This is a genomic window from Deltaproteobacteria bacterium, assembly GCA_016874755.1.
In the GTDB taxonomy this organism is placed as follows: Bacteria; Desulfobacterota; Binatia; order UBA9968; family UBA9968; genus DP-20.
This window is the reverse complement of record VGTH01000027.1, coordinates 31,559-53,672: the sequence shown is the minus strand read 5'-3', so window position 1 is coordinate 53,672 and position 22,114 is coordinate 31,559. Positions and strand designations below refer to the sequence as shown.

General features: G+C 58.3%; 18 protein-coding genes. 16 read left to right on the top strand and 2 right to left on the bottom strand.

The window, feature by feature from the left end; genetic code table 11:
* Positions 1 to 43: 43 nt before the first annotated feature.
* From FJ145_16725 to FJ145_16680, 10 genes are all read left to right on the top strand, one after another.
* On the top strand, positions 44 to 1,111 hold the full coding sequence (locus tag FJ145_16725; protein ID MBM4263062.1) for a hypothetical protein: 1,068 nt from the start codon (positions 44 to 46) through the stop codon (positions 1,109 to 1,111).
* A 58-nt stretch (positions 1,112 to 1,169) separates the two neighbouring features.
* Positions 1,170 to 2,297 carry an ABC transporter substrate-binding protein gene (locus FJ145_16720; protein ID MBM4263061.1) on the top strand — a complete coding sequence of 376 codons (1,128 nt, stop codon included), beginning with the start codon at positions 1,170 to 1,172 and terminating at the stop codon, positions 2,295 to 2,297.
* A gap of 139 nt (positions 2,298 to 2,436) precedes the next feature.
* Positions 2,437 to 3,429, top strand: a complete 993-nt coding sequence (locus FJ145_16715) for an ABC transporter substrate-binding protein (GenBank protein MBM4263060.1) — start codon at positions 2,437 to 2,439, stop codon at positions 3,427 to 3,429.
* Between the two features lie 82 nt (positions 3,430 to 3,511).
* The gene (locus tag FJ145_16710) at positions 3,512 to 4,336 is read left to right on the top strand and encodes a p-hydroxycinnamoyl CoA hydratase/lyase (GenBank protein MBM4263059.1); all 825 of its coding nucleotides are present in this window, start codon (positions 3,512 to 3,514) and stop codon (positions 4,334 to 4,336) included.
* A 177-nt stretch (positions 4,337 to 4,513) separates the two neighbouring features.
* The gene (locus FJ145_16705; protein ID MBM4263058.1) at positions 4,514 to 5,698 is read left to right on the top strand and encodes an acyl-CoA dehydrogenase; all 1,185 of its coding nucleotides are present in this window, start codon (positions 4,514 to 4,516) and stop codon (positions 5,696 to 5,698) included.
* Between the two features lie 103 nt (positions 5,699 to 5,801).
* Complete coding sequence (locus tag FJ145_16700; protein ID MBM4263057.1) at positions 5,802 to 7,010, top strand: CoA transferase; 1,209 nt, start codon at positions 5,802 to 5,804, stop codon at positions 7,008 to 7,010.
* A 91-nt stretch (positions 7,011 to 7,101) separates the two neighbouring features.
* A complete protein-coding gene (locus FJ145_16695; protein MBM4263056.1) occupies positions 7,102 to 8,316 on the top strand; it encodes a CoA transferase in 1,215 nt (404 codons plus the stop codon).
* A 248-nt stretch (positions 8,317 to 8,564) separates the two neighbouring features.
* Positions 8,565 to 9,545, top strand: a complete 981-nt coding sequence (locus FJ145_16690) for an ABC transporter substrate-binding protein (GenBank protein ID MBM4263055.1) — start codon at positions 8,565 to 8,567, stop codon at positions 9,543 to 9,545.
* Positions 9,546 to 9,689: 144 nt separating this feature from the next.
* Complete coding sequence (locus FJ145_16685) at positions 9,690 to 11,135, top strand: amidohydrolase family protein (protein ID MBM4263054.1); 1,446 nt, start codon at positions 9,690 to 9,692, stop codon at positions 11,133 to 11,135.
* A 190-nt stretch (positions 11,136 to 11,325) separates the two neighbouring features.
* The gene (locus FJ145_16680; protein MBM4263053.1) at positions 11,326 to 12,510 is read left to right on the top strand and encodes a glycosyltransferase; all 1,185 of its coding nucleotides are present in this window, start codon (positions 11,326 to 11,328) and stop codon (positions 12,508 to 12,510) included.
* Between the two features lie 119 nt (positions 12,511 to 12,629).
* Here FJ145_16680 and FJ145_16675 read toward each other — a convergent pair whose 3' ends face one another.
* Complete coding sequence (locus FJ145_16675; protein ID MBM4263052.1) at positions 12,630 to 12,860, bottom strand: hypothetical protein; 231 nt, start codon at positions 12,858 to 12,860, stop codon at positions 12,630 to 12,632.
* A 100-nt stretch (positions 12,861 to 12,960) separates the two neighbouring features.
* On the opposite strand from FJ145_16675, the gene FJ145_16670 reads away from it, so the two are divergent.
* On the top strand, positions 12,961 to 13,869 hold the full coding sequence (locus tag FJ145_16670; GenBank protein MBM4263051.1) for a universal stress protein: 909 nt from the start codon (positions 12,961 to 12,963) through the stop codon (positions 13,867 to 13,869).
* A 353-nt stretch (positions 13,870 to 14,222) separates the two neighbouring features.
* Here the strand turns inward: FJ145_16670 and FJ145_16665 are convergent, their stop codons facing one another.
* Complete coding sequence (locus FJ145_16665; GenBank protein MBM4263050.1) at positions 14,223 to 15,578, bottom strand: NADP-specific glutamate dehydrogenase; 1,356 nt, start codon at positions 15,576 to 15,578, stop codon at positions 14,223 to 14,225.
* Positions 15,579 to 15,738: 160 nt separating this feature from the next.
* Between FJ145_16665 and FJ145_16660 the strand changes: the two genes are divergently transcribed.
* From FJ145_16660 to FJ145_16640, 5 genes are all read left to right on the top strand, one after another.
* Positions 15,739 to 16,302, top strand: a complete 564-nt coding sequence (locus FJ145_16660) for a chromate transporter (GenBank protein ID MBM4263049.1) — start codon at positions 15,739 to 15,741, stop codon at positions 16,300 to 16,302.
* The gene (locus FJ145_16655; GenBank protein ID MBM4263048.1) at positions 16,284 to 16,826 is read left to right on the top strand and encodes a chromate transporter; all 543 of its coding nucleotides are present in this window, start codon (positions 16,284 to 16,286) and stop codon (positions 16,824 to 16,826) included. Before FJ145_16660 ends, FJ145_16655 begins: the two co-directional genes overlap by 19 nt.
* Before the next feature lie 158 nt (positions 16,827 to 16,984).
* Positions 16,985 to 17,479, top strand: a complete 495-nt coding sequence (locus FJ145_16650; GenBank protein ID MBM4263047.1) for a phosphatase — start codon at positions 16,985 to 16,987, stop codon at positions 17,477 to 17,479.
* Between the two features lie 139 nt (positions 17,480 to 17,618).
* Positions 17,619 to 19,139, top strand: a complete 1,521-nt coding sequence (locus tag FJ145_16645) for a 4Fe-4S dicluster domain-containing protein (GenBank protein ID MBM4263046.1) — start codon at positions 17,619 to 17,621, stop codon at positions 19,137 to 19,139.
* Positions 19,140 to 19,249: 110 nt separating this feature from the next.
* Positions 19,250 to 22,069, top strand: coding sequence for a formate dehydrogenase (locus FJ145_16640; protein ID MBM4263045.1), 2,820 nt, complete (start codon positions 19,250 to 19,252; stop codon positions 22,067 to 22,069).
* Positions 22,070 to 22,114: the final 45 nt, after the last annotated feature.

Here is a 22,114-nt window from a genome sequence, read left to right as displayed (position 1 = left end):
TTTCATCTGTTCTAACTCTCGAATATCTGGAGTTTGATTTTCCATGAACCTCACCTCAAATGTCATCGAAGTCGAAGATAGCTGGGAAGCTGTCAACGATTGGTTTCTGAACGAAAAGCTAAGCGACGGTTTGCCAATCGTGCCGCCGACGCGGGAGCGGGTCGAGCGCATGCTCGCCGGCACGACGCGCGATGCGGCGGAAGTGATCGGCCCGATTCCGCCCAAGTGGGCGCCTTGCTCGGTGGAGAAGATTGCCATCAACGCCGTGATGGCGGGCTGTGCGCCGGAGTATCTTCCGGTCGTCATCGCTGCCGTCGAAGCGATCTGCGAGCCGCGCTTCAATCTTTACGGCGTGCAGGCGACTACGGGCTATGTTGGCCCAGCGCTGCTGCTTAACGGGCCGATCCGCAAGCAGTTGAACGTCAATTGCGACTCGGGTGTGTTCGGTCCCGGCTTTCGCTCCAACGCGACAATTGGCCGGGCGATTCGTTTGATCCTCATCACCGTCGGCGGCGGCTATCCCGGCGACACCGATCGCTCGACCTTCGGCTGGCCGGGAAAGTACACCATGTGCTTCGGCGAGAATCAGGAAAAAAGTCCGTGGGAGCCGTACCATGTCGAGTTCGGCTTCAAGGCCGAAGAAAGTGCGGTGACGGTTTTCGGCATCAACGGTTTCTTGCCGATTCACACCGCCGGCAACACCGGCGAGCAGGCATTGTCGTCATTGGCGGAAGTGATCAGAATGCATCACGGTGTGAGCCATCTCGACGTCGGCAGCTTCGGCGGCGGCACGCCGCTGATAGCGCTCGGCATCGAAGACGCCGAGATCATGGCGCGCGACGGCATTACCAAAAAACAAGTCAAAGATTATCTCTACGAGCACGCGTCGCTTAAGTTCTCGGAAATACCGGCGCGCCGCAAAGGCCACAAGTCCGACGAAGAGCTGATGCGCGAGTCGATCAACATGACCCCTGACGGTGTCGTCCATCTATCAAGCAAGCCCGAGGACATCATGGTGATCGTCATCGGCGGCAAGCATCGCCATTCGGTGTTTTTGCCCATGTGGACGGGGCGTAATACGTTGTGTGTGATCAAGGGAATAAGGCAATAGGCAACAGGCAATAGTAGGGGCGCGATTTATCGTGCCCGCGGGTGCTTTCAAATTGCCGATGAAGAATAGAGACGGTCGCGTAATGCGAAGAATTGTCGGTTTTGTCATCCTGAGCGCTCGCGAAGGATCTGCTTTTTGGCGCAGGCGCACGAAGCAGATTCTTCGCCTCCGGCTCAGAATGACAATTGCGGCACTGACTCTTAGGGTAAGGGCGCATGCAGCGCTGATTTTTGTCGTTGTGATTGCTGCGTCAACTGCTTTAGCTTCCGCGCAAGAAAAAGTTCGCTTTCCCATCGGCGCTTCTTCCAAGACGTTCAGCTACGGACCCCTCTGGGTGGCGCAGAAGATGGGCTTCTTCGAGAAAGAGGGCATCGAGGGCCAGATCGTCGTCATGCGCGGCACGCCGATCACGCTGCAGGCGCTGGCGACGGAATCGATTTACGTTGCCAACGCCGGCACCGACGCTGTTATAACCGGTGTCGACAAGGGGCTCGACTTCGCCATGATCGGCAGCCTGCTCAACAATTTGAGCATGAGCTTGGTCGCTGCCAAGCCATACAAGACGTGGGACGATTTGCGCGGCAAAGTGATCGGTTCGCAGACAATCACGAGTGGCACCGGTTTCGCTTTGCGTTTGGTGCTGCGCGCGCATGGGCTGGAGTATCCGCGCGATTATCAGATACTCCACGTCGGCGGTGTGTCGGATCGTTGGATCGCGCTGCAAAGCGGCCAGATCGCCGCGACGCCGGTCAGCGTGCCGCTCGACATGACGGCCAAGCAACAGGGTTTCAATATCATTGGCTACTTCGCCGATGACATTCCCAACTATTTTTTGAATCCGTACACGGTCAAGCGCTCCTGGGCCGAGAAGAATCGCCCGCTGGTGGTGCGCTTTATGAAGGCGATCGCCCAGACCCATCGCTGGATGTTCGAAAACCGTGAGCCGACCTGCGCTCTATTATCGAAAGAGATGGCGATGACACTGGATGGCTGCCGCGCTGCCTGGGACTACAGCGTCAAAAAAGTCTGGGACCGCAACGCCGAGCTATCCCTGGACGGCGTGCGCACGATGATCAAGATCGTCGGCGAAATTAACAATCAGAAAGAGCCGCTGGCGCCGCCGGCGAAGTATATCGATCAGAGTTATCTTAGACAGGCGCTTTCTGAATTGAAGCTAAGGCAATAGGCAACAGGCAGTAGGCAATAGTTCGCGCGACAATGAAAAAGCGTCGAAAGAGTGACAACAACGAGAAATTCGCATTGCGACACAGTCTCAGGGGCGAAGGACTTGGAAGCTTTAACTCATGCATTAGGAGAGTTGAACGATGACTAGCTTGAAAACCATTTTGGTTCTTGGATTGTTGGCCTGCACCGCAACTTCGGCCTCTGCACAGGACAAGATTAGCATGGGGCTTAGCTCGGTGAGCGCGCTGCATACGGCGACGTGGGTCGCGGCCGAGCGAGGTTTCTTTCGCAAGCAAAACTTGGACGTGGAAGTGATTGTCACCGGGCAGGGCGGGACCGTCGGCATCGCCGCGCTGTTATCCAACGATGTGCAGATGATTAGCTCTGCAGGCGACCTGCTGGCGGCGGCGGGTCTGCGCGGCGGTGAGGCGGTGATGCTGGCGGGTGTGGTGAACAAAGGCTTGCAGCGCATCATGACTATTCCAGAGATCAAGACGCCGGCGGACCTCAAGGGCAAACGCGTCGGCGTAACCCGCATCGGCGCGGTTTCGCATGTCGTTTTGCAGATGATGCTGCAGCGCTGGAAGATGAACCCCGCCGACGTGACCGTCCTGCAGGTCGGTTCTTCACCCGACATGCTGGTGAGCCTCGATAAGAAGGGCATCGACGCGGCGGTGCTGACGATTCCATCAATGTTTGTCGCCGAAGACCGTGGCTACAAAATTCTGCTCGACATGGCTGATACGGACATTTATTACCTGCACACGATGATCGGCTCGACGCGGAGCTACGTGAAAAACAACCGTGACAAAGTCACGCGCTTCCTGAAGGGCTATTTGGAAGGCGTCGCGTTCGTCAAACAAAACCGCAAAGAGAGCATCGAGATCGTCAAAAAGAAACTGCGCATCGGTGCGGCCCGGGAGAAAAACCTGCAGCGCGCGGTCGATCTCGTGGCCGACAAATATTACGAACAGATTCCCTACACGTCGCACCGCGGCGTCGAGACCGTGCTCGGCTTTATCGAAAAGGACAATCCCAAGGCCAAAGGCGCCGATCCGAAGCAGTTCTACGACGACAGTTTGCTGAAAGAGATTGAGCAGACAGGGTTCGTCAAGACGCTCTATACCAAATAAAATGAATCGCTTGACAGACTGACGAGCGCTCGAATAAGTAGGGAGTAAATTTACTTAGGAGGTACGAACCGTGGCTGCAACCCTGTGGAAAGAATATAAGACCGTCCGCGTCGAAAAAGAGGATGGCGTTAGCTGGTGTATCTTGAATCGCCCAGAGAAACGAAACGCCATGAACCCGCAACTCCACTACGACATGCTCGAAGCGATCACCGAGCTGGAAGTGGACAAAGAAACGCAAGTGCTGATCATCACCGGTGCGGGGCCGAGCTGGTGCGCCGGGCAGGACTTGCGCGAATATTTCCGCGGCACCGACAACAATCCGTTGGAGCGGCGCAAAGCGAGCTGGGCGTCACAGGAATGGCGCTGGCGCCGGCTGTTCTGGTTCCCGAAGCCGACCATCGCCATGGTCAACGGCTTCTGCTTTGGCGGCGCGTTTACGCCGCTCATCGCCTGCGACTTTGCCATCGCCGCCGAGGACGCGACCTTCGGCCTGAGCGAAATCAACTGGGGTATTTTCCCTGGCGGTTTGGTGAGCCGCGTGTTGGCCGACGCCATGTGCTATCGCGACGCCATGTGGTACATCATGACCGGCGATCCGTTCGACGGCAAACGCGCTGCGGAAATCAAGCTCGTCAACTTTGCCGTTCCGAAAGACCAGCTGCGCGCGAAAACTCTCGAGCTGGCTGATAAGCTGAAAAAGAAAAACCCGGCAGTGCTGCGCGCGGCCAAAGAAGTTTACAAGTACTGCCGCACGATGGACTACGGCCAGGCCGAAGAGTACATGAGCGCCAAGGGCACGGCACTGCGCCTCACCGACCCGGAAAAGGGCCGTGAGACCGGCATGGAACAGTTCCTCGACAAGAAGACCTATCGTCCGGGTTTGGGCGAGTACAACCGGGCGAAATAGCGCGGCTTTGCCGCGCCGTTCAACGGTTCAAACGTTCAACGTCGTAATTCATTTTCCCTCCTTATCCCTGCCCTCTCCCTCTGGGAGAGGGTTAGGGTGAGGGCGAATGAAGCTGATAATGTAAGAACTTTGGAAGCAACTGTGGTCGGGCGTTGATCCGGTAATCCAAAATCGGAAATCCAAAATCCAAAATGGTGTAGCGTGGATTTCAATCTCCCCGAAGAACTGCAAGTTCTCAAAGATACCGTCCGCAAATTCGTCGATCGCGAGCTGATCCCGCTCGAGCGCGAATGTCGTCCCGAAGGGGAGGATATGCCGGAGCAGTTCATCAAGCCTCTGCAGGAAAAGGCCAAGGCGATCGGCTTGTGGCTGCTCGACGTGCCGCAGGAATACGGCGGCGCCGGGCTCGATCTGTTGAGCCGCTGCGTGATCATGGAAGAGGTCGCACGGACGATTGCGATTCCTTTCCGCTACGCGCCGATCTTCGGGCCGGAAGTCCGGCCGGTCTTGTTCAACGCCAACGACGAGCAGAAAAAGCGTTTTCTGCTGCCGGTGATCGAGGGCAAAATCAAAATTTGCTTCGCCCAGACCGAGCCGGACGCGGGCAGCGATCCAGCGGGGATGAAGACTCGCGCCGTCAAAAATGGCGATCACTACATTCTCAACGGCACCAAGAGATTTATCACCGGCGCGAAGAACGCCGACTACGCGCAGGTCATCGCTGTCACCGACCCGGCCAAAGGGGCGCGCGGCGGCGTGAGTTGCTTCATGGTCAGTATGAAAGCGCCGGGGGTGACGCTGGAAAAATTATGGCCGACGATGATGGGCGACACGCCGGGGCAGATTCATTTTGAGAATGTCCGTGTGGCGGAGGCTGATCGCATCGGCGCCGAAGGGCAGGGCTTTTCCATCGCGCAGAAATGGATCGAAGAAGGCCGGGTGCGCGGCCACGGCGCGCGCCCCTGCGGTATCGCCTCGCGTGCGTTGGACATGATGATCGAATATTCCAAAGTGCGCACGACCTTCGGCCAGCCGCTCGCCAATCGCCAGGCGATCCAGTTCATGATCGCCGACTCGACCATGGAGCTGCACGCCTGCCGCTTGATGGTCTACGAATGCGCCTGGCGCCACGACCGCGGCGAAGACATCCGCCAGCTATCTTACATGACGAAGATTCAGTGCGCCGAGATGGCGGGCCGCGTGGTCGACCGCTCGATCCAAGTCCACGGTGGTTTGGGTTTGATGCGCGAGCTGCCGCTCGAATGGTGGTACCGCCAAGTGCGCAGCATCCGCATCACCGAGGGCACCCCGGAGGTGCTGCGCTGGCGGCTGGCGGAGCACATCATTCGCAATCACAAATAGTAATTGAAAATGGAAAATTGAAGATGAAAGAATCGGAAATGAGTTCCGTACTTCGATAGTTTTCAATTTTCAACTTTCCATTTCCAATTGAGTCGAAGCTGCAATGAGCATCACCACCGAAAAGTTCTCGTTACTATCCGGCTACCGCGTCCTCGACCTAAGCTCCTCCATGGGATCGTTTTGCGGCAAGGTGCTGCGCGACCTTGGCATGGACGTCATCAAGATCGAGCCGCCCGAGGGCGATGCCGGCCGCTTGGAGCCGCCGTTTGCCAAGGGACATGCCCATCGCGAGGGCAGCCTGCGCTTTAACTATCTTAATGGCGGCAAGAAAAGCGTCACGCTCGATATCACCAAAGAGAGCGGGCGCAAAATATTTCTGGATTTGGTTGGGAAGTCCGACATCGTGCTGGAGACCTTTGAGCCCGGTCATCTTGCGGCCAATAGTCTTGGCTACGACGAGCTGCTGAGAAAGAAGAACAATTTGATTCTTATTTCGCTGACCGGCTTCGGGCAGGACGGGCCGTACGCGAAATACAAAGCGCCGGACATCATCGGCAATGCCATGGGCTCGCTGCTTTATATCAGCGGCGACCCGAAGATGACGCCGTGCAATCCGCCGGAGACCCAAGCCTACTACTATGCCAGTTTGTTTGCGTGTTACGCGACCATGCTGGCGCTGTGGCAGCGCGAGCAGCGCGGCATCGGCGCGTGGATCGATGCGTCAGTGCAGGCGAGCATGGCGCTGCACGAGCATGTCGCGTTTAATTACGCCGCAGAAAAGCGCGTCATGAAGCGCGCCGGCAGCCAGCACCAGCACAACGCCCCGGCGAACTTATTTCAGTGCAAAAACGGCTGGATCGCGCTGTTCGTCACGCAGACCCATTGGCCGCTCTTGCTCAAGGTCTGGGACAACCACGACGCCGATCTCGACGATCCAAAGTGGATCAACAGCAACACGCGACGCAAAGAGGCCGACTACATCAACGCCCAGGTGACCTCGTTCACCATGCGCTACACCAAAGAAGACCTGGCCGAGCTGATGCAGAAGCACGGCATCCCCGGCCTGCCGGTGAACTCGCCGTCCGATTTTATGAAAGACCCGCACATCCAAGCGCGTGGCTTTTTCAGCAACGTGACGCACCCGGTTCTCGGCACGTTCGCGGCGCCCGGCGGTTTTTTTACCATGGACGGCAAGCGCAACGCCCCGGCGCCGGCGCCGCTGACGGGACAACACAATCAGGAAATTCTTTGCGGCGAATTAGGGGTTGATCCCAGGGACCTGCCAGCACTCACGGCGGAGCGAATTATATAGTAAGGATTCCAGATTACAGATTCCAAATTCCAAATTGGCTGCGGAGAATCTATAATCTAATTTGTAATCTGGAATCGGGAACGTAGTGACCATGGAAGCAGCAAACAACATCCTAAAAGGCATCCGAGTCCTGGCATTCACCACCGGCTACGCCGGGCCCTACGCTGGCCGGTTGTTGGCCAACTATGGCGCGGAGGTGATCAAGATCGAGTCGAAGAAGGGCGGGCTCGATACCTTTCGCCACTACGGCCAGCACAAGGATATCGACGAGGCGCCGCGTTTTATCGAGTGCAACTTGGGTGTGCGCTCGCTGGCGATCAACTTGAAGCATCCGACCGGTGCCAAATTGATCCGCGAGCTAGCCGGCAAAGCGGATGCGGTGCTGCAGAATTTTCGCCCGCGGGTGTTGGACAAGTTGGGCCTGGGCGATGACGATTTGCGCAAAGTGAATCCGAAACTGGTTATCGTCAAGCTGCCCGGCTTCGGCACCGAGGGGCCGAAGAGCAGCTACGGCACTTGGGGTTTCAATCTCACGGCGTTCTCCGGCATCACCTATCTTTGGAATCATCCGGAGCAAGACCGACCGATTGGATCGCAAGGCGTTTATCCCGATCATCTCGGTTTCGTCTTGGGGCCGACCATGCTGATGGCAGCGCTCTTGAACAGCCGGCGCACGGGGAAGGGCGTGACCATCGATCTGGCGCAGATCGAAGGCACGGCGGCGGTGTTGGGGACGACATATCTCGAAACGTCCGTTAACGGCGACGATCCCAAGCCCAAGGGCAATCACTACGCGCTGGCCGCGCCGCACGGCGTCTATCGCTGCCAGGGCGAGGATCGCTGGTGTGTGATCTCGGTTAGGACCGAGGAGGAATGGAAAAATTTCTGCCGCGTCATTGGCCGCGCCGAGCTATTGAGCGACCCGCGCTTCGCGACGCTGCAGGCGCGGGTGCAGCACCGCGCCGAGCTGGATGCGATTGTTAGAGAGTGGACTGAGGCGCGACCCTCAGAAGAGATCATGAACAAGTGCCAAAGCGCCGGCGTGCCGGGGAGTATGGTGCAAACCGGCGCCGATTTGCTGCAGGATCCGCAGCTGCGCCATCGGGACTTTTTTTCGCCGTTCAAAGAATCTCTCATCGGTCCGTTCGAGATCTCTCGCGCCGGCTTCAAGTTCAAAGGCATGGAGGAAGAGCCGCTCAAGCTACCGGCGCGCTTCGGCGCCGACAACGAGCAGATCCTGACGGAGCTGCTAGGCTACGACAAAGCGACCATTGAGAAGTGGCAGCAAGAGGAAGTGCTGACCTAAGAATGGCCGCAAAAAACGCAAAAGACGCAAAATAGAAAATCGGAGTCGGAGAATTAACCGCAAGAAGCGCAAAAGGCGCAAAAGAGATTCCGAATCGGATAATTTAACCGCAAAGAACGCAAAGAAAAATCCGGATCTAGGGGCGCGATTTATCGCGCCCTTTTTTGTTTTGGCAGAGACAGTTACAAAAGTTCCGGGTCATTCACGGGGTATGATCTGTTTGTGGCCTTTCTCCCAAGGAGCTCACCATGCCTAAAACCATTTTCTTCCTGGTCATTGCTTTTGTCGTTTGCACCAGCACTGCCGGCCGCGCCCAAGAGCGCGCCAAGCTGCGCATCAGCTCGGCGACCAAGACGCTTGGCTACGGGCCGTTGTGGATCGCGTCGCGCATGGGGTTTTTCGCCAAGCAGGGGCTCGACGTCGATCTGGTGGTGATTCGCGCTTCCGATGTTGGGATTCAGGCGCTTGCTGGTGGGTCGTTGGAGATCGCTGGCAGCTCGTCGGACGCTCCGGTTGCGGCCATCGAAAAGGGGCTCGATCTGGTGATTGTCGGCGGCCTGATCAACGGGCTAACCCAGTCGATCATGGCGGCTAAGCGATTCAAGACCTACGGCGATCTGCGCGGTGCGACCTTCGGCGCCATTAGCCTGACTTCCGGGGTGACGTTTGCGCTGCGGCAGGTTCTAAAAATCAAAGGGCTCGAATACCCGCGTGACTACAAGCTGCTCGTCATCGGCGGTACGCCGCAAACCTATGCAGCGCTGGTGGCGGGCTCCATCGACGCAGCGGCGCTGTCGCTGCCGGTGAACTACGCCGCGGAAGAGCAGGGCTTCAACGAGATCGGTCGCTTTGTCGATGTCATTCCCAACTATCAATTGGCATCGTTATCGGTGCCACGCTCCTGGGCCGAAAAGAACCGGCCCGTGTTGGTGCGTGTGATGCGCGCCATGGCGCAGACCATGCGTTGGATCTATCAAAACAAGGATGCGTCAGTGGATTATCTCGCCAAAGAAATGAACCTCAAGCGCGAGCACGCCCGGCGCGGTTGGGAATTCTACACGTCGACCAAGATGTGGCACCCGGACGGCGATCTCAACGTCGAAGGTTTGCAAAACGTCACGCAAATTTATTGGGAGCAGTCGCAAGCCAAGGGTGCGGCGCCAAACGCGGCAAAATATGTCGATCAGAGCTACCTGCGCGAAGCATTGAAAGAGTTAGGCGCGCGCTAGGAGACTCGGCGTCAACTTTACCGCAAACGCCGCAGGGCATTCCGGTGGCAACGTGGCTGGGGCGGGTTTCAAACCCGCCCTTTTTTTTCGCCCGGCGGCCATGCTAACTATGCTGAACATCATTTACTAAGAAGGGCTTCACTCATGAGCATTCGCATCGATGGCGGCACGGTGGTCGGTTGGTCCGGCACGGGCCATGAGATTATTCCCGACGGTTCGGTATTGATCGACGGCAACTCGATCAAATCCGTCGGCACCGACAAGCCGGCGGCGGATCGGGTGATCGACGCCGCCGGAAAGATCGTTTCTCCCGGGTTCGTCAATTTGCACGTGCATTCCCAGTTGAACGTCGGCGATTACCTGCTTACCGACGTCACGAAAAAAGATTATCTGGCCGCCAACTGGTTTGTCTTTGGCGCGCCGCTAAAAGATAAAGTCGAGCCACCGGCGGCGCCGGCGGTCGCCATGGGCCGCAAGTATGCGCTTTACAGCGCGCTGCGCAATGGCGCGACGACGGTGCTCGATCCCGGCGGCGGCCCGGGAGCACTGGACGACTACGTCGCCATCGTCGGTCAACTCGGCGGGCGGGTGTTTTTTAGTCCACCGTTTCGCAGCCACGACATTTTTACCGACGCCGAGGGACGGCATTATTACGAAGAGCGCGCTGATAAGGGACGCCCAGGATTGAAGGTCGCGGTGGACTTCATTAAGAAGTTTCATGGCGCGCATAACGGCCGGCTGCAGGGCATTCTCAATCCGGCGCAGGCCGAGACCTGCGAGCCGTCGTTGCTGCGAGAAAGTGTCGCGGCGGCGAAAGAGTTGGACGTGCCGCTGCACATTCACGCCGGCGGCAATTTTCGTGAGTTCTTGGAAATTTTAAATCGCCATCGCAAGCCGGTGGCCGAGTTTCTCGCGGACGTCGGCATTCTCGGTCCGCGCACGACGCTGGGGCACATGGCGATCACCGGCGGCCACTCGCGGGTCGACTACCCGCTCGGCAACGAAATGAAAATCCTCGCCGAGACCGGGGCGACCGTCGGACACTGCCCGCATAAGTGCGCCAAGATGGCCTTCGCCATGGAATCCTTCGATCGCTATCTGCAGGCCGGCGTAAGAATTGGGTTGGGGACAGATACCTATCCGCTCGATATCGTTTCTGAGATGCGCTACGCCTCTTTGATTTCACGCCTCGTCGATCGCCGGGCGGCGGTGGCGCGCGCCGCGGATGTTTTCAACGCAGCGACCATTGGCGGCGCAACCGCGCTGGGTCGCAGCGACCTCGGCCGGCTGGCGCCCGGCGCCAAAGCCGATCTCGTTATCATCGACCTGCGCACGACTCGCTATGGTCCGGTGCGCGATCCGATCAACGCGCTGCTGGAGTATGGCAGCGGCGCCGACGTCGAGACCGTGATCGTCGATGGTGAAGTAGTGATTGAAGGCGGCAAGTCGACGCGCGTCAACGACGCCGAGCTTTTCGCCCAGGCGCAGGCCGGCGCGAACCGCGCCTGGGACGCCTGGTCGGCGCGCGATTGGGCGGGACGGAAAGTGGAAGACATTATTCCACCGGCGTTTCCGACGAGAAAAGAGTAAGTGGAACTTCAACCGCAGCGAGAGTCAGGGCAGCAATAGCCGCTTGGTGTTCTACTCCTTCTCCCTCTGGGAGAAGGTTGGGATGAGGGCGCCTGTAAGCAGGTTTGTTGCCACATAGCGCCCTCACCCTCACCCTCTCCCGGAGGGCGAGGGAATCGGAATGGGTTGATCACATTAAGTCCTTGGGCGAATGATTGCCGAACTGCAAATCTTTCTCATCTTACTTTGCAGCTTATGGACGCTCGCTTTCGCGCGGCTCATGCTGCTGCCGCTCTACGTGCCGGCGCTTGGCAAGCAAAACGTCGCAGCGCCGGAGAGCTGGCCGTTTCTCAGCATCATCATTCCCGCTTGCAACGAGGCAGTGCATCTTGAGTCTGCGGTCTCGACACTGTCACAGCAGGATTATCCGGCCTTCGAAATCATCCTCGTCAACGACCGCTCGACGGACACGACAGGCGAAATCGTCGATCGCTTGGCTGCGGCCGACTCGCGTATTCGGCCCGTGCACATTCACTCTCTGCCGGCGGGTTGGCTCGGCAAAGTTCACGCGCTGCATCAAGGTGTCCAATTGGCGCGCGGCGAATGGTTTTTATTCACCGACGCCGACGTGCATGTTGCGCCGGCGACGCTGCGCCGCGCGCTCGCTTTTGCTGTAGGGCAGGGCGCCGATCATCTCGCGCTAGTGCCGCGGATGGTGCTGCACGGTTTTTGGCTCAATGTTGCCGCGCGCGCGTTCGGCTTGTTGTTTGTTCTGGCGACCCATGCGAGCCGCGTCAATCGTTCGAGCCGACGGGCGTTCGTCGGCATCGGCGCTTTTAATCTGGTCAAAGCCGAAGCGTTTCACCGCACGGCCGGTTTTGAGTGGCTGCGACTCGAGCCGGGTGACGATGTGGGTTTAGGTTTGATGATCAAACAAGCGGGCGCTGTAACGCGCTTGGCGTTTGCTCTCGACGAACTGCGCGTCAATTGGTACGAGTCCTTGCCGGCGATGTTCAAGGGCTTGGAAAAAAATCTTTTTGGCCCCGGTTCCGGCTACCGCGGATGGTTGGTGGCGCTGCAGGTCTTGGCGATTTGGACCCTGCTGCTGGTGCCGCCGATGGCGCTGGCAGCGGGCATGATTTTAGGATCGCTGCTTGTGCTGACCCCGGCCCTGCTCGCTATTGGTCTGCATTGGATTTTTGCTCTTCTCTACAGTGAAAGCCCAGCGGATATGCTGAGTGCGTTGTTGTTTCCGATAGGCGTGCTGCTGTTTACGTGCATGATGATCCGCGCCGCCTACAAGTGCATCCGCGACGATGGCATCGACTGGCGCGGCACCCACTACCCGGTCGAACAACTGCGCGCCGGGCAGCGAGTGAAACTTTTTCCGTTCTAGTGAGAGACTGTATCAGAATCGTCATTCTGATGAGGCGGTGCCGAAGAATCCGCTTAATGCCAGTGCGTGAAAAAAGCAGATCCTTCTCTACGCTCAGGATAACAAAACGGCTTATTTCGTCATTGCACCGCGAGGCGCCCCTCGACGCCGAGCCAGAGCGGCACGTAGTCTTCTGAGAAAGACGAATTGCCGATGGTCACGCTGTCGGGCTGGGCCGCGCGACAGGTCTCATGAGTGATGCCCAGGGCCAATCCAACGAACAGCAAAGCAATGGGATGCAGCCGAAACCGTTTCGCGATGGATATCTCCTTGTCATTGCCGAGTTCCCACTCGGCTGAAAAATCCGTCAACGAAAATTTGGCGGCGCCGTGACAAAAAATCTTTGGCTATTGTGTAGCGGCGCGGCCTCGGTTAGGACAAAATCAGCGCGGAAAAATTCGGGAGGCGATCATGTACACGAAGATTTTGGTTCCCCTGGATGGGTCGACAACTGCCGAAGCGGTTTTGCCCTACGTGGAAGCGCTGGCTCTCGGTTTTAGGACAGCGGTTGAATTTTTGTCTGTGGCCGATGTCGGCGCCATGACAAGCCACCTGGCGGCGGACAAAACGCACCGTGCCGACGCGGTGGTTGCGGCCGAGGCGAAAAACAGCGCTGCCTATCTGGAAAATATCGCCAAGCGCTTTGCCCGCATCTCAAGCCAATGTCGCGTCCTTCGCGGTCATGCGGCAGAGGCGATTCTTGAGGCCGCGGCTAAAGATCGCAACACGCTGGTCGCCATGGCGACCCATGGCCGCTCCGGCGCGCAGCGCTGGCTGCTCGGCAGCGTGGCGGAAAAAGTGCTGCGCGGCACGACGAATCCGCTCTTTCTGGTCCGCGCGGGTGTCGCGAAGACTTCACCGCAGCGGATTATCAATTCCATCGTGGTGCCGCTGGATGGTTCGGCCCTGGCGGAAGAGATTCTGCCGACGGTTTCGAGCTGGGCACAAGCGCTCGACCTAGAGGTCACATTGATTCGCGCCTTTCAGATGCCCGGTGCCATGTACGCGGGCAGCGAAGTGTATCTGCCGGACTATGACGAGCTGCGTAAGGAGTCGCACGATGAGGCAGCCGCCTATCTGAAACACCAAGAAGTGCGGCTGGTAAAAGAGGGCGTCCGCACGGTTGCCATACGGACCATGGAAGGCACGGCCGCGGACGAGATCATTAACTTTGCGCACAACGAAACCCACGCGCTGGTCGCCATGTCGACCCATGGCTATACCGGCGTCAAACGCTGGCTGCTCGGCAGCGTGACAGAGAAAGTCGTGCGCCACGGCGACGATCCGGTCTTGATCGTGCGCGGCGGGCGAGGGGAGTAGCCACGAATGGTGCGCACGGCGCACCCTACAAACTACAAAACGTGCTGCTATGGTTTGAGGATTTGCGCAGCTTGCGCAAACTTTGTTGCGGAGAAAAACTCTAGTCTCACCACGAAGCGCACGAAGGACACGAAGTTCGGAGAAGACTTATTGATTGTCTTCTCTTTACCTTCGTGATCTTGGTGTCTTCGTGGTGAAAATTTCCCCTCCGAGTTTTGTGTCTTTTGCGCTTTTTGCGGTTAAATCTCTTATCCGGTCAGTTGGGGTTGCACCGCGCTGGGTTCATCCTTCCTTCCGAACTCCGTGCCCTCCATGTCTCCGTGGTGAATCATAAAGTCCGAATTCGCATCTCCTTACACCAGCCCCTGCGCTAGCATGGCGTCGGCGACTTTTACAAAGCCGCCGATGTTGGCGCCGGCAACGTAGTTGACTTGGCCGTTGGCGCCGGCGCCGTACTGTAAGCATTTATTGTGGATGTTGCGCATGATGTTCTTCAGGCGCTCGTCGACTTCTTCGCGGGACCAGCTGAGGCGCAGTGAGTTTTGGCTTTGTTCCAAGCCTGAGACCGCGACGCCGCCGGCGTTGGCGGCTTTGGCGGGGCCGAATAGGACGCCGCTTTCCTGCAATAGATGAACAGCGGTCAATTCGGTCGGCATGTTGGCGCCTTCGACGACGACTTTGACGCCGTTCTGCGCCAGCGCCCTGGCGTCGTCGAGATTGATTTCATTTTGCGTGGCGCAGGGAAACGCGGCGTCGCATTTCACTGACCAGGGCCGCTGGTTAGCGAGGTACTGTGCCGATTGGTATTTGTCAGTGTACTCCGAGATGCGGCCGCGGCGCACTTCTTTCAAGTCTTTGATGAACGCCAGCTTGTCGGCGTCGATGCCGTCCTTATCGTAGATGGTCCCATTGGAGTCGCTCATGGTGAGCACCTTGGCGCCGGATTGAAGCGCTTTCTCGACGCAATAGATCGCCACGTTACCGGAGCCGGAGACGGCGCAGGTTTTGCCTTTCAACGAATCGCCTTTGTGGTTCAACATGTTCTCGCAGAAATAAACGCAGCCGTAGCCGGTGGCTTCGGTGCGGATCAAGCTGCCGCCGTAGGCGAGCCCCTTGCCGGTAAACGTCCCAGTGAATCGATTGGCGAGCCGCTTGAACTGGCCGAAGAGAAAGCCAACCTCGCGCCCGCCGACGCCGATATCGCCAGCTGGGACGTCGGTATCTTCGCCGATGTGACGGAAAAGCTCGTTCATCATCGACTGGCAAAAGCGCATGACTTCGCGATCGCTTTTGCCTTTCGGGTCGAAGTTGGAGCCGCCCTTGGCACCGCCCATCGGCAACCCCGTCAGAGAGTTTTTGAAAATCTGCTCGAAGCCCAGGAACTTGAGCACCGACTGATTGACGCTCGGATGAAAGCGCAGGCCGCCTTTGTATGGACCGATGGCGCTGTTGAATTGGATGCGCCAGGCGCGGTTGGTTTGGATGTGTCCCCGGTCGTCCTCCCAGTTGACGCGGTAGATGATGATGCGCTCCGGTTCGGTGATGCGTTCGAGAATACTCGCGTCGCGATATTTCTTGTTTTCCAGGACAAAGGATATCAACGATTCCGTTACCTCACGCACCGCCTGGTGAAATTCGACTTCACCGGGGTTGCGCTGCTGCACTCCTTGCATGAATGTTTCAAGCTCCGTTTTGACGGCATCGGCCATGACTCTGTCTCCTTCGCTCCGAACAATTCGCAGCATGATAGCAGATCGGCGTGGGCTTGGCAGCAACAAGTTAAAAGGAAACAGAATAAAGCGAGTCAAAATTCTGACGCGGGGTGCGGTCGACGCGACAAATCTGCGTGTGTAGGGTAATCAAGAAATCATGGAGCCAATCAATTCGTCCAGCTCATCGCGGCAGCGGGTCGCGCCGCTGGCGCTATTCATCACCTTTTCACAGATCACGCTGTCCGCCTTTGGCGGCGCCATCTACTGGACGCGCCGAGCGTTAGTCGATCAACGCAAGTGGATAACCGACAAAGAATTTGTCGAGCTGCTCACTCTCGGCCAACTTTTGCCTGGGCCGAACGTCCTGAATCTCACCGTGATGGTCGGCTACCGCTTTGGCGGTTGGCGCGGCGCGGCGGCGTCGGTCATTGGCTATCTCGGTTGGCCTTGCTTGGTGGTGATCGGCATGGGCTATCTCTACCATCGCTACGGCTCGCTGCCGTTTGTCTCGCAGGCGCTCTCGGGCATGTCGAAGGTTGCGCCGGGCTTGCTGCTCGCCACCGTGATCAAGCTTGCAATGGTTTTGCCGCGGCGCTGGCGCCCGTGGCTTCTTGCGGTGGCGGCCTTCGTCGGCGTCGGAGTGCTGCGCTGGCCGTTGTTTTGGGTGATTCTCGGTTTAGCGCCGTTGGGCGTGATCGCGGCATGGCGGGAGGCGAAGTGATGCAGGTCGATTTGGTCGGGCTTTTCTTTCATCTGTTGCTGCTCTGGTTTATCGCGGTCGGCGGGCCGTCCACAGTTTTGCCGGACATTCATCGCTACGTCGTCGACGTGCATCACTATCTGACCAATCGCGAGTTTGCCGAGCTCTACACATTGGCGCAGGCCGCGCCGGGACCCAACGTCATGTACACAACGCTGATTGGCTGGCACCTGGCCGGTTTGGCGGGCGCGGCCGCAACGACGATTCCGCTGTTGATTCCGGCCTGCACGCTGACGATGGTGATCGTGCATTTCAACGAGCGTTATCCGAAAGCGCGCATCTTCCAGGCGCTGCGCAATGGGCTGACGCCGATCACGCTCGGTTTGATGCTCGCCAGCGCAACCATCTTGTTGCGCGCCGTCAATCACGAGTGGCGCGGCTATCTGTTGTCACTGGCAACGGTTGCGTTCGTGTTGTGGAAGCCGTGGAATCCGCTCTGGCTCTTGGCGGTGGGGGCGTTGGCGGGGATTGTTGGGATTGTGTGAGCAGGGATCGTGGTTCGTGCTCGTTGCTCGTGCTCGTATTGGGGAGTGTCGGTGCGAGTTGCGACTTACGAGCACGAGCGACGAAAGCGATAGCGTCCTTGTCTGTTGGTCGATCTTTGCGTATTGCTAAGAGGATGACTTTCAGGAGAGTTGCCTAGATGTTTCGTCGTGTCGAGATGCCCGCACAGGTCCCGGGAAAACTTTTACTGCACAGTATGCCCGGCCGCTTCGAGGCGCTTGATCGGGTTTGGCACCAAGTGCGAGAAGACGAAGTCGGCGCCATCGTTTGCTTGAACGAGCACTTTGAAATCCGCCAGAAGTCTTCCGCCTACGCCGATGCCATCGAGGCAGGCACCGTGCCTTGTTCCATGTTGGGAATGGAGATTCGCGAGGGTGGCATTCCCGTTGATAAGGACGCCTTTTGGACTATGGTGCGCGATGTCGCCTCCCGTCTGCACGGCGGTCAGTCAGTATTAATTCATTGTGCCGGCGGTGTCGGGCGTACCGCGATGTTTGCGGTGTCGGTGCTGATGGCGTTGGGGCAGCCTGCCCACCACGCCGAGCGCACGGTGTCGCGCGCCGGATCGACGGTGGAGACCATGGCGCAGATGGAAATGCTTGCCTGGTGTGCGACGCGCGCGACCGCGCGTTAACCCTTCGATACGGCCCGTTGGGGGCGCTCAAGCTTGTCAGAAACTTTCGGAGTTTTCATTGACCCTGCCGCGCACTTCCTGCTAGAGAATCGAAAATTTCTTTTTTCGCTGTAAAGTTTTCCGATCAGAAAGGTATGGAATGCGCTACGGATTCCTCATCGATCAAAATCGCTGCATCGGCTGCCACGCTTGCACGGTGGCGTGCAAGGAAGAACACAATATCGCGCTCGGCGTAAACCGCACTTGGGTCAAGTACATCGAGAAGGGCCACTATCCCGACACGCGGCGCCACTTCGCCGTCTTGCGCTGCAATCATTGCGACGACGCGCCGTGCGTCGAGATTTGTCCGACCGTGGCTTTGTTTCGTCGCCCCGACGGCATCGTCGATTTCGATAGCGAGCGCTGCATCGGCTGTAAATCCTGCATGCAGGCCTGTCCCTACGACGCGCTTTATATCGATCCCGACCGCAACACGGCGGCCAAGTGCAACTTCGACGCCTCGCGCGTCGACATGGGCTACAAGCCGGCCTGCGAAGTGGTTTGCCCGACCCAAGCGATTCTCTCCGGCGACCTCGACGACCCCACCAGCACGATCAGCAAGCGCATCGCCATGGAAAAGGTCAGTGTGCGCAAAGCCGAGAAAGGGACCAAGCCGAAATTGTTTTACGCCGGCGCCGATGGCGATCTGTTGAACCCGTCGATGATGGAGCCCCAGGCGGCGCACTTCTGGGCCGACAAAGACCCCGGCGAAGATCTTTACGCCCTCAGCTTGCAGAGCAAAGAGCGGCCGACGCCGGGCGCGGCGCGCGAAGTCTACGACGTGCCGCACATCGTGCCCTGGGGCAAGCGCGTCGCGTCTTATCTCTGGACCAAGTCGATTGCCGCGGGGGTGTTATTGCTGTCGGTGCTTTTTCTCAACATGGGCTACGAGCAGGACGCCGCGATCTTGAGCTTGATCAATCCCATCGTCTCGCTGGTCTTTTTGATCGCGACCGTGCTCTTGCTGATCTTCGATCTGAAAAAGCCCGGGCGGTTTTTCTTTCTGTTGACCAAGCCAAATCTGAATTCATGGCTGGTGTTGGGCGGCTATGTGTTGGCGATCTTCGGTGCGCTATTGGCGGCATGGTTAACGCAGATGTTTCTTCAAGGCACCGTGTCGCGCTGGATCACTTGGCCGGCGGCGCTGTTTGCGATCGCGTCCGCTGGGTATTCGGCGTTTTTGTTCGCTCAAGCGCGCGGGCGGGATTTTTGGCAGAGCCCGCTGCTGTTTTGGCATTTGATCATTCAAGCGATCGCCGCCGGCGCGGCGACCATGATTCTCCTCGGCACCCTCGGTGCGAGTTTGACGCTGTTCATTTCGCTCAGCCATTTCCTGATTATCGCACTGCTGGCGAGCTTGGCGATGATCATGGGCGAGCTATTCATGAAGCATGGCGCCGAAGACGCCATCCGCGCCGGCGCGCTGCTGGCGCGCGGTTCGCTGGCCAAACAGTTTTGGCTGCTGGCGATCGGCGTGGGCATTGTGATTCCGATCGCCCTGGTCTTGGCGCCGATCAATTCGTTGATTCCAAACATTGTTGCTGCAGCCTTGGTGCTCTTTGGCCTGTGGTACTACGAGCATCTTTGGATCAAGGCCGGGCAGGCGCTGCCGCTGAGCTAGAGTAAAATCGCTTCGGAGTCCTTCGACAAGCTCAGGACAAACGGAGCAATGAAGCGAATACCATTCATGCTGAGCCTGTCGAAGCAGGTTCCTTTGAGGATCATAGATTTATGAGTGAAGCCCGTACGCCGTTAAACCCCGACGCTTTGCGACTGGAACCCAATGGTCTTGCCAACTATCCGTCGGTGGAAAAATGGGACGATTGGGTCGAATACGACACGGCGCAGTGGCCGCGCAAGGTGGAAAAACATTGCCGCATCGTGCCGACGATCTGTTTTAATTGTGAAGCGGCCTGCGGTCTGGTGGCAGTGATTGAAAAAGACACCAACAAGATTCGCCGCTTCGAGGGCAACCCGGAACATCCTGGCAGCCGCGGCCGCAACTGCGCCAAGGGACCGGCGACGCTGAACCAAGTGACCGATCCCGAGCGCATTCGCTATCCGTTAAAGCGCGTCGGCAAGCGCGGCGAAGGCAAATGGGAGCGGGTTTCGTGGGACGAAGTGCTCGACGATATCGCCGGGCGGGTGCGCAAGGCGCTGCAGGAAGATCGGCGCAACGAAATCATGTATCACGTCGGCCGGCCGGGCCATGAGCTACTCTATCATCAAAGGATACTGCACTCCTGGGGCATCGACGGCCACAACAGTCATACTAACGTTTGCTCCGCGGGCGCGCGTGCCGGCTATGCTTTCTGGTCCGGCATCGACCGGCCGTCGCCGGATCACGCCAATGCACGCTTCATGCTGCTGCTGAGCTCCCATTTGGAGACCGGCCATTACTTCAATCCCCACGCGCAGCGGATTATCGAGGGCAAAGAGCGCGGCGCGAAAATCTGCGTCATCGACACGCGCTTGTCGAATACGGCGTCCAAGGCCGACTATTGGATTTCCGCCTGGCCGGGCAGTGAAGCGGCGCTCTTGCTGGCGATGTGCAATATTCTCTTGCAGGAAAATCTCTTCGACCGCGAATTCGTGCGCCAGTGGGTCAACTGGGAAGAGTACCTGCGCGAAGAGCATGCCGACAAAGCGCACAGCTTCGAATCGTTCATCGAAATCCTCAAACAGCAATATGCCAGCTACACGCCAGAATTCGCAGCCAAAGAAGCCGGCATCGATCCAAAGGTGATTGTCGAAGTCGCCCATGAGATCGCCAAGGCGGGCACGGCTCTTTCCAGCCACGTCTGGCGCAATACCGCCGCCGGCAATCTCGGTGGCTGGCAGGTGGCGCGCGCGCTGCAGTTTCTTTCGGTGCTGGTCGGCGCCGTCGGCACCCTCGGCGGCACGGCGCCCAATGCATTCAATAAATTCATCCCAGCGCCACCGCTGATGCCGCCGCCCTCCAAGGTTTGGAATGAGATGCTCATTCCGAAAGAGTTTCCCCTGGCGTTCTTCGAGATGAGCTTTTTGCTGCCGCACTTTGTCAAAGAAGGGCGCGGCAAGCTGGCGATGTATTTCACCCGCGTCTACAACCCGGTGTGGACCAATCCCGACGGCATGAGCTGGATCGAGATGCTCACCGACGAGAGCAAAGTCGAGCGCCACGCCTGTTTGACGCCGACCTGGAGCGAGACGGCGTGGTACGCCGATTACGTGCTGCCCATGGGCCATGGCTCGGAGCGCCACGACGTCATGAGTCAGGAAACCCAAGCAGCGCGTTGGATTGGCTTTCGCCAGCCGGTGTTGCGGGTGGCGCTGGAAAAGCAAGGCAAGAAATTTTCGACAACGTGGGAGGCGCACGAAGCCGCCGGCATCGGCCAAGTATGGGAGGAAGACGAGTTCTGGATCGAGCTTTCCTGGCGTGTCGATCCCGACGGTTCGCTCGGCATACGCAGATATTTCGAGTCGCCCTTCGAGCCCGGCAAGAAGATGACCGTCGACGATTATTATCGTTGGATGTTCGAGAACAGTGTGCCGGGTTTGCCGGCCGCGGCATCCAAACAAGGCCTGACGCCGCTCGAATACATGCGCAAGTATGGTGCGTTTCTGATTGAGGACAATGTCTACGCGGTCCATCTAAGCGCCGTGAAGCCGGCGGATCTCGATGGCGCGACGACCGACCCGAAAAGCAAGATCATTGCAAAAAATGGCGCAGCGCTAGGCGTAGAGATTGACGGCCAGCCCCGCGCCGGCTTCCCGACGCCGTCGCGCAAGTTGGAGTTCTATTCAAAAACTCTGAAAGACTGGAAATGGCCGGAGCATGCAATTCCCGGCTACATCAAGAGCCACGTGCACGCCGACAATATCGACTTGAACGCCGGCGAAATGCTACTGCTGCCGACCTTCCGTTTGCCGACGTTGATTCACACGCGCTCGGGCAACGCCAAGTGGCTTTATGAGATTTCACACCGTAATCCGCTCTGGCTCAGTCCCAAAGACGCGCAGAACTTCGACGTCAAAACCGGCGATCTCTTGAAAGTGCACACCGAGATCGGCTACTTCGTCGACAAAGTCTGGGTGACCGAAGGCATCAAGCCCGGCGTGATCGCCTGCTCGCACCATCTCGGCCGTTGGCGTTTGGCCGAAGATCAAGGCGGCGAGCGCTGGTCGACCGCGCTGGTCGATATCAAGAGAGTCGGCGAAGGGCAGTGGATGATGCGGACCATCCACGGTATCGCGCCGTTCAAAAGCGACGACCCCGACTCGGGCCGGATTTTCTGGCAGGACGGCGGCGTGCACCAAAACTTGACGTTCCCGGTGCAGCCCGACTTCGTCAGCGGCCAGCACTGCTGGCATCAAAAGGTCCGCGTCACCAAACCGGGGCCGGACGACAAATACGGCGACGTCTTCGTCGACACCAACAAATCGCACGAGGTTTATAAGAAGTGGATGCTGAAGACGCGCCCGGCGCCGGGGCCGGGCAATATGCGCCGGCCCTATTGGCTGCCGCGGTCCTACAAGCCGGCGTTGGAAGCGTATGTGATTAAGGAATGAACAACTAACCTTAAACCGAAGAAAATAATCTGTTTGTTATCGGGG

Bases quoted from the DNA above. Each gene is read 5' to 3' on its own strand.
- FJ145_16640 (MBM4263045.1), top strand. From the start codon at position 19,250: ATGAGTGAAGCCCGTACGCCGTTAAACCCCGACGCTTTGCGACTGGAA.
- FJ145_16695 (MBM4263056.1), top strand. From the start codon at position 7,102: ATGGAAGCAGCAAACAACATCCTAAAAGGCATCCGAGTCCTGGCATTC.
- FJ145_16685 (MBM4263054.1), top strand. From the start codon at position 9,690: ATGAGCATTCGCATCGATGGCGGCACGGTGGTCGGTTGGTCCGGCACG.
- FJ145_16645 (MBM4263046.1), top strand. From the start codon at position 17,619: ATGCGCTACGGATTCCTCATCGATCAAAATCGCTGCATCGGCTGCCAC.
- FJ145_16670 (MBM4263051.1), top strand. From the start codon at position 12,961: ATGTACACGAAGATTTTGGTTCCCCTGGATGGGTCGACAACTGCCGAA.
- FJ145_16665 (MBM4263050.1), bottom strand. From the start codon at position 15,578: ATGGCCGATGCCGTCAAAACGGAGCTTGAAACATTCATGCAAGGAGTG.
- FJ145_16650 (MBM4263047.1), top strand. From the start codon at position 16,985: ATGTTTCGTCGTGTCGAGATGCCCGCACAGGTCCCGGGAAAACTTTTA.
- FJ145_16700 (MBM4263057.1), top strand. From the start codon at position 5,802: ATGAGCATCACCACCGAAAAGTTCTCGTTACTATCCGGCTACCGCGTC.
- FJ145_16660 (MBM4263049.1), top strand. From the start codon at position 15,739: ATGGAGCCAATCAATTCGTCCAGCTCATCGCGGCAGCGGGTCGCGCCG.
- FJ145_16715 (MBM4263060.1), top strand. From the start codon at position 2,437: ATGACTAGCTTGAAAACCATTTTGGTTCTTGGATTGTTGGCCTGCACC.
- FJ145_16680 (MBM4263053.1), top strand. From the start codon at position 11,326: ATGATTGCCGAACTGCAAATCTTTCTCATCTTACTTTGCAGCTTATGG.
- FJ145_16725 (MBM4263062.1), top strand. From the start codon at position 44: ATGAACCTCACCTCAAATGTCATCGAAGTCGAAGATAGCTGGGAAGCT.
- FJ145_16720 (MBM4263061.1), top strand. From the start codon at position 1,170: ATGAAGAATAGAGACGGTCGCGTAATGCGAAGAATTGTCGGTTTTGTC.
- FJ145_16690 (MBM4263055.1), top strand. From the start codon at position 8,565: ATGCCTAAAACCATTTTCTTCCTGGTCATTGCTTTTGTCGTTTGCACC.
- FJ145_16655 (MBM4263048.1), top strand. From the start codon at position 16,284: ATGGCGGGAGGCGAAGTGATGCAGGTCGATTTGGTCGGGCTTTTCTTT.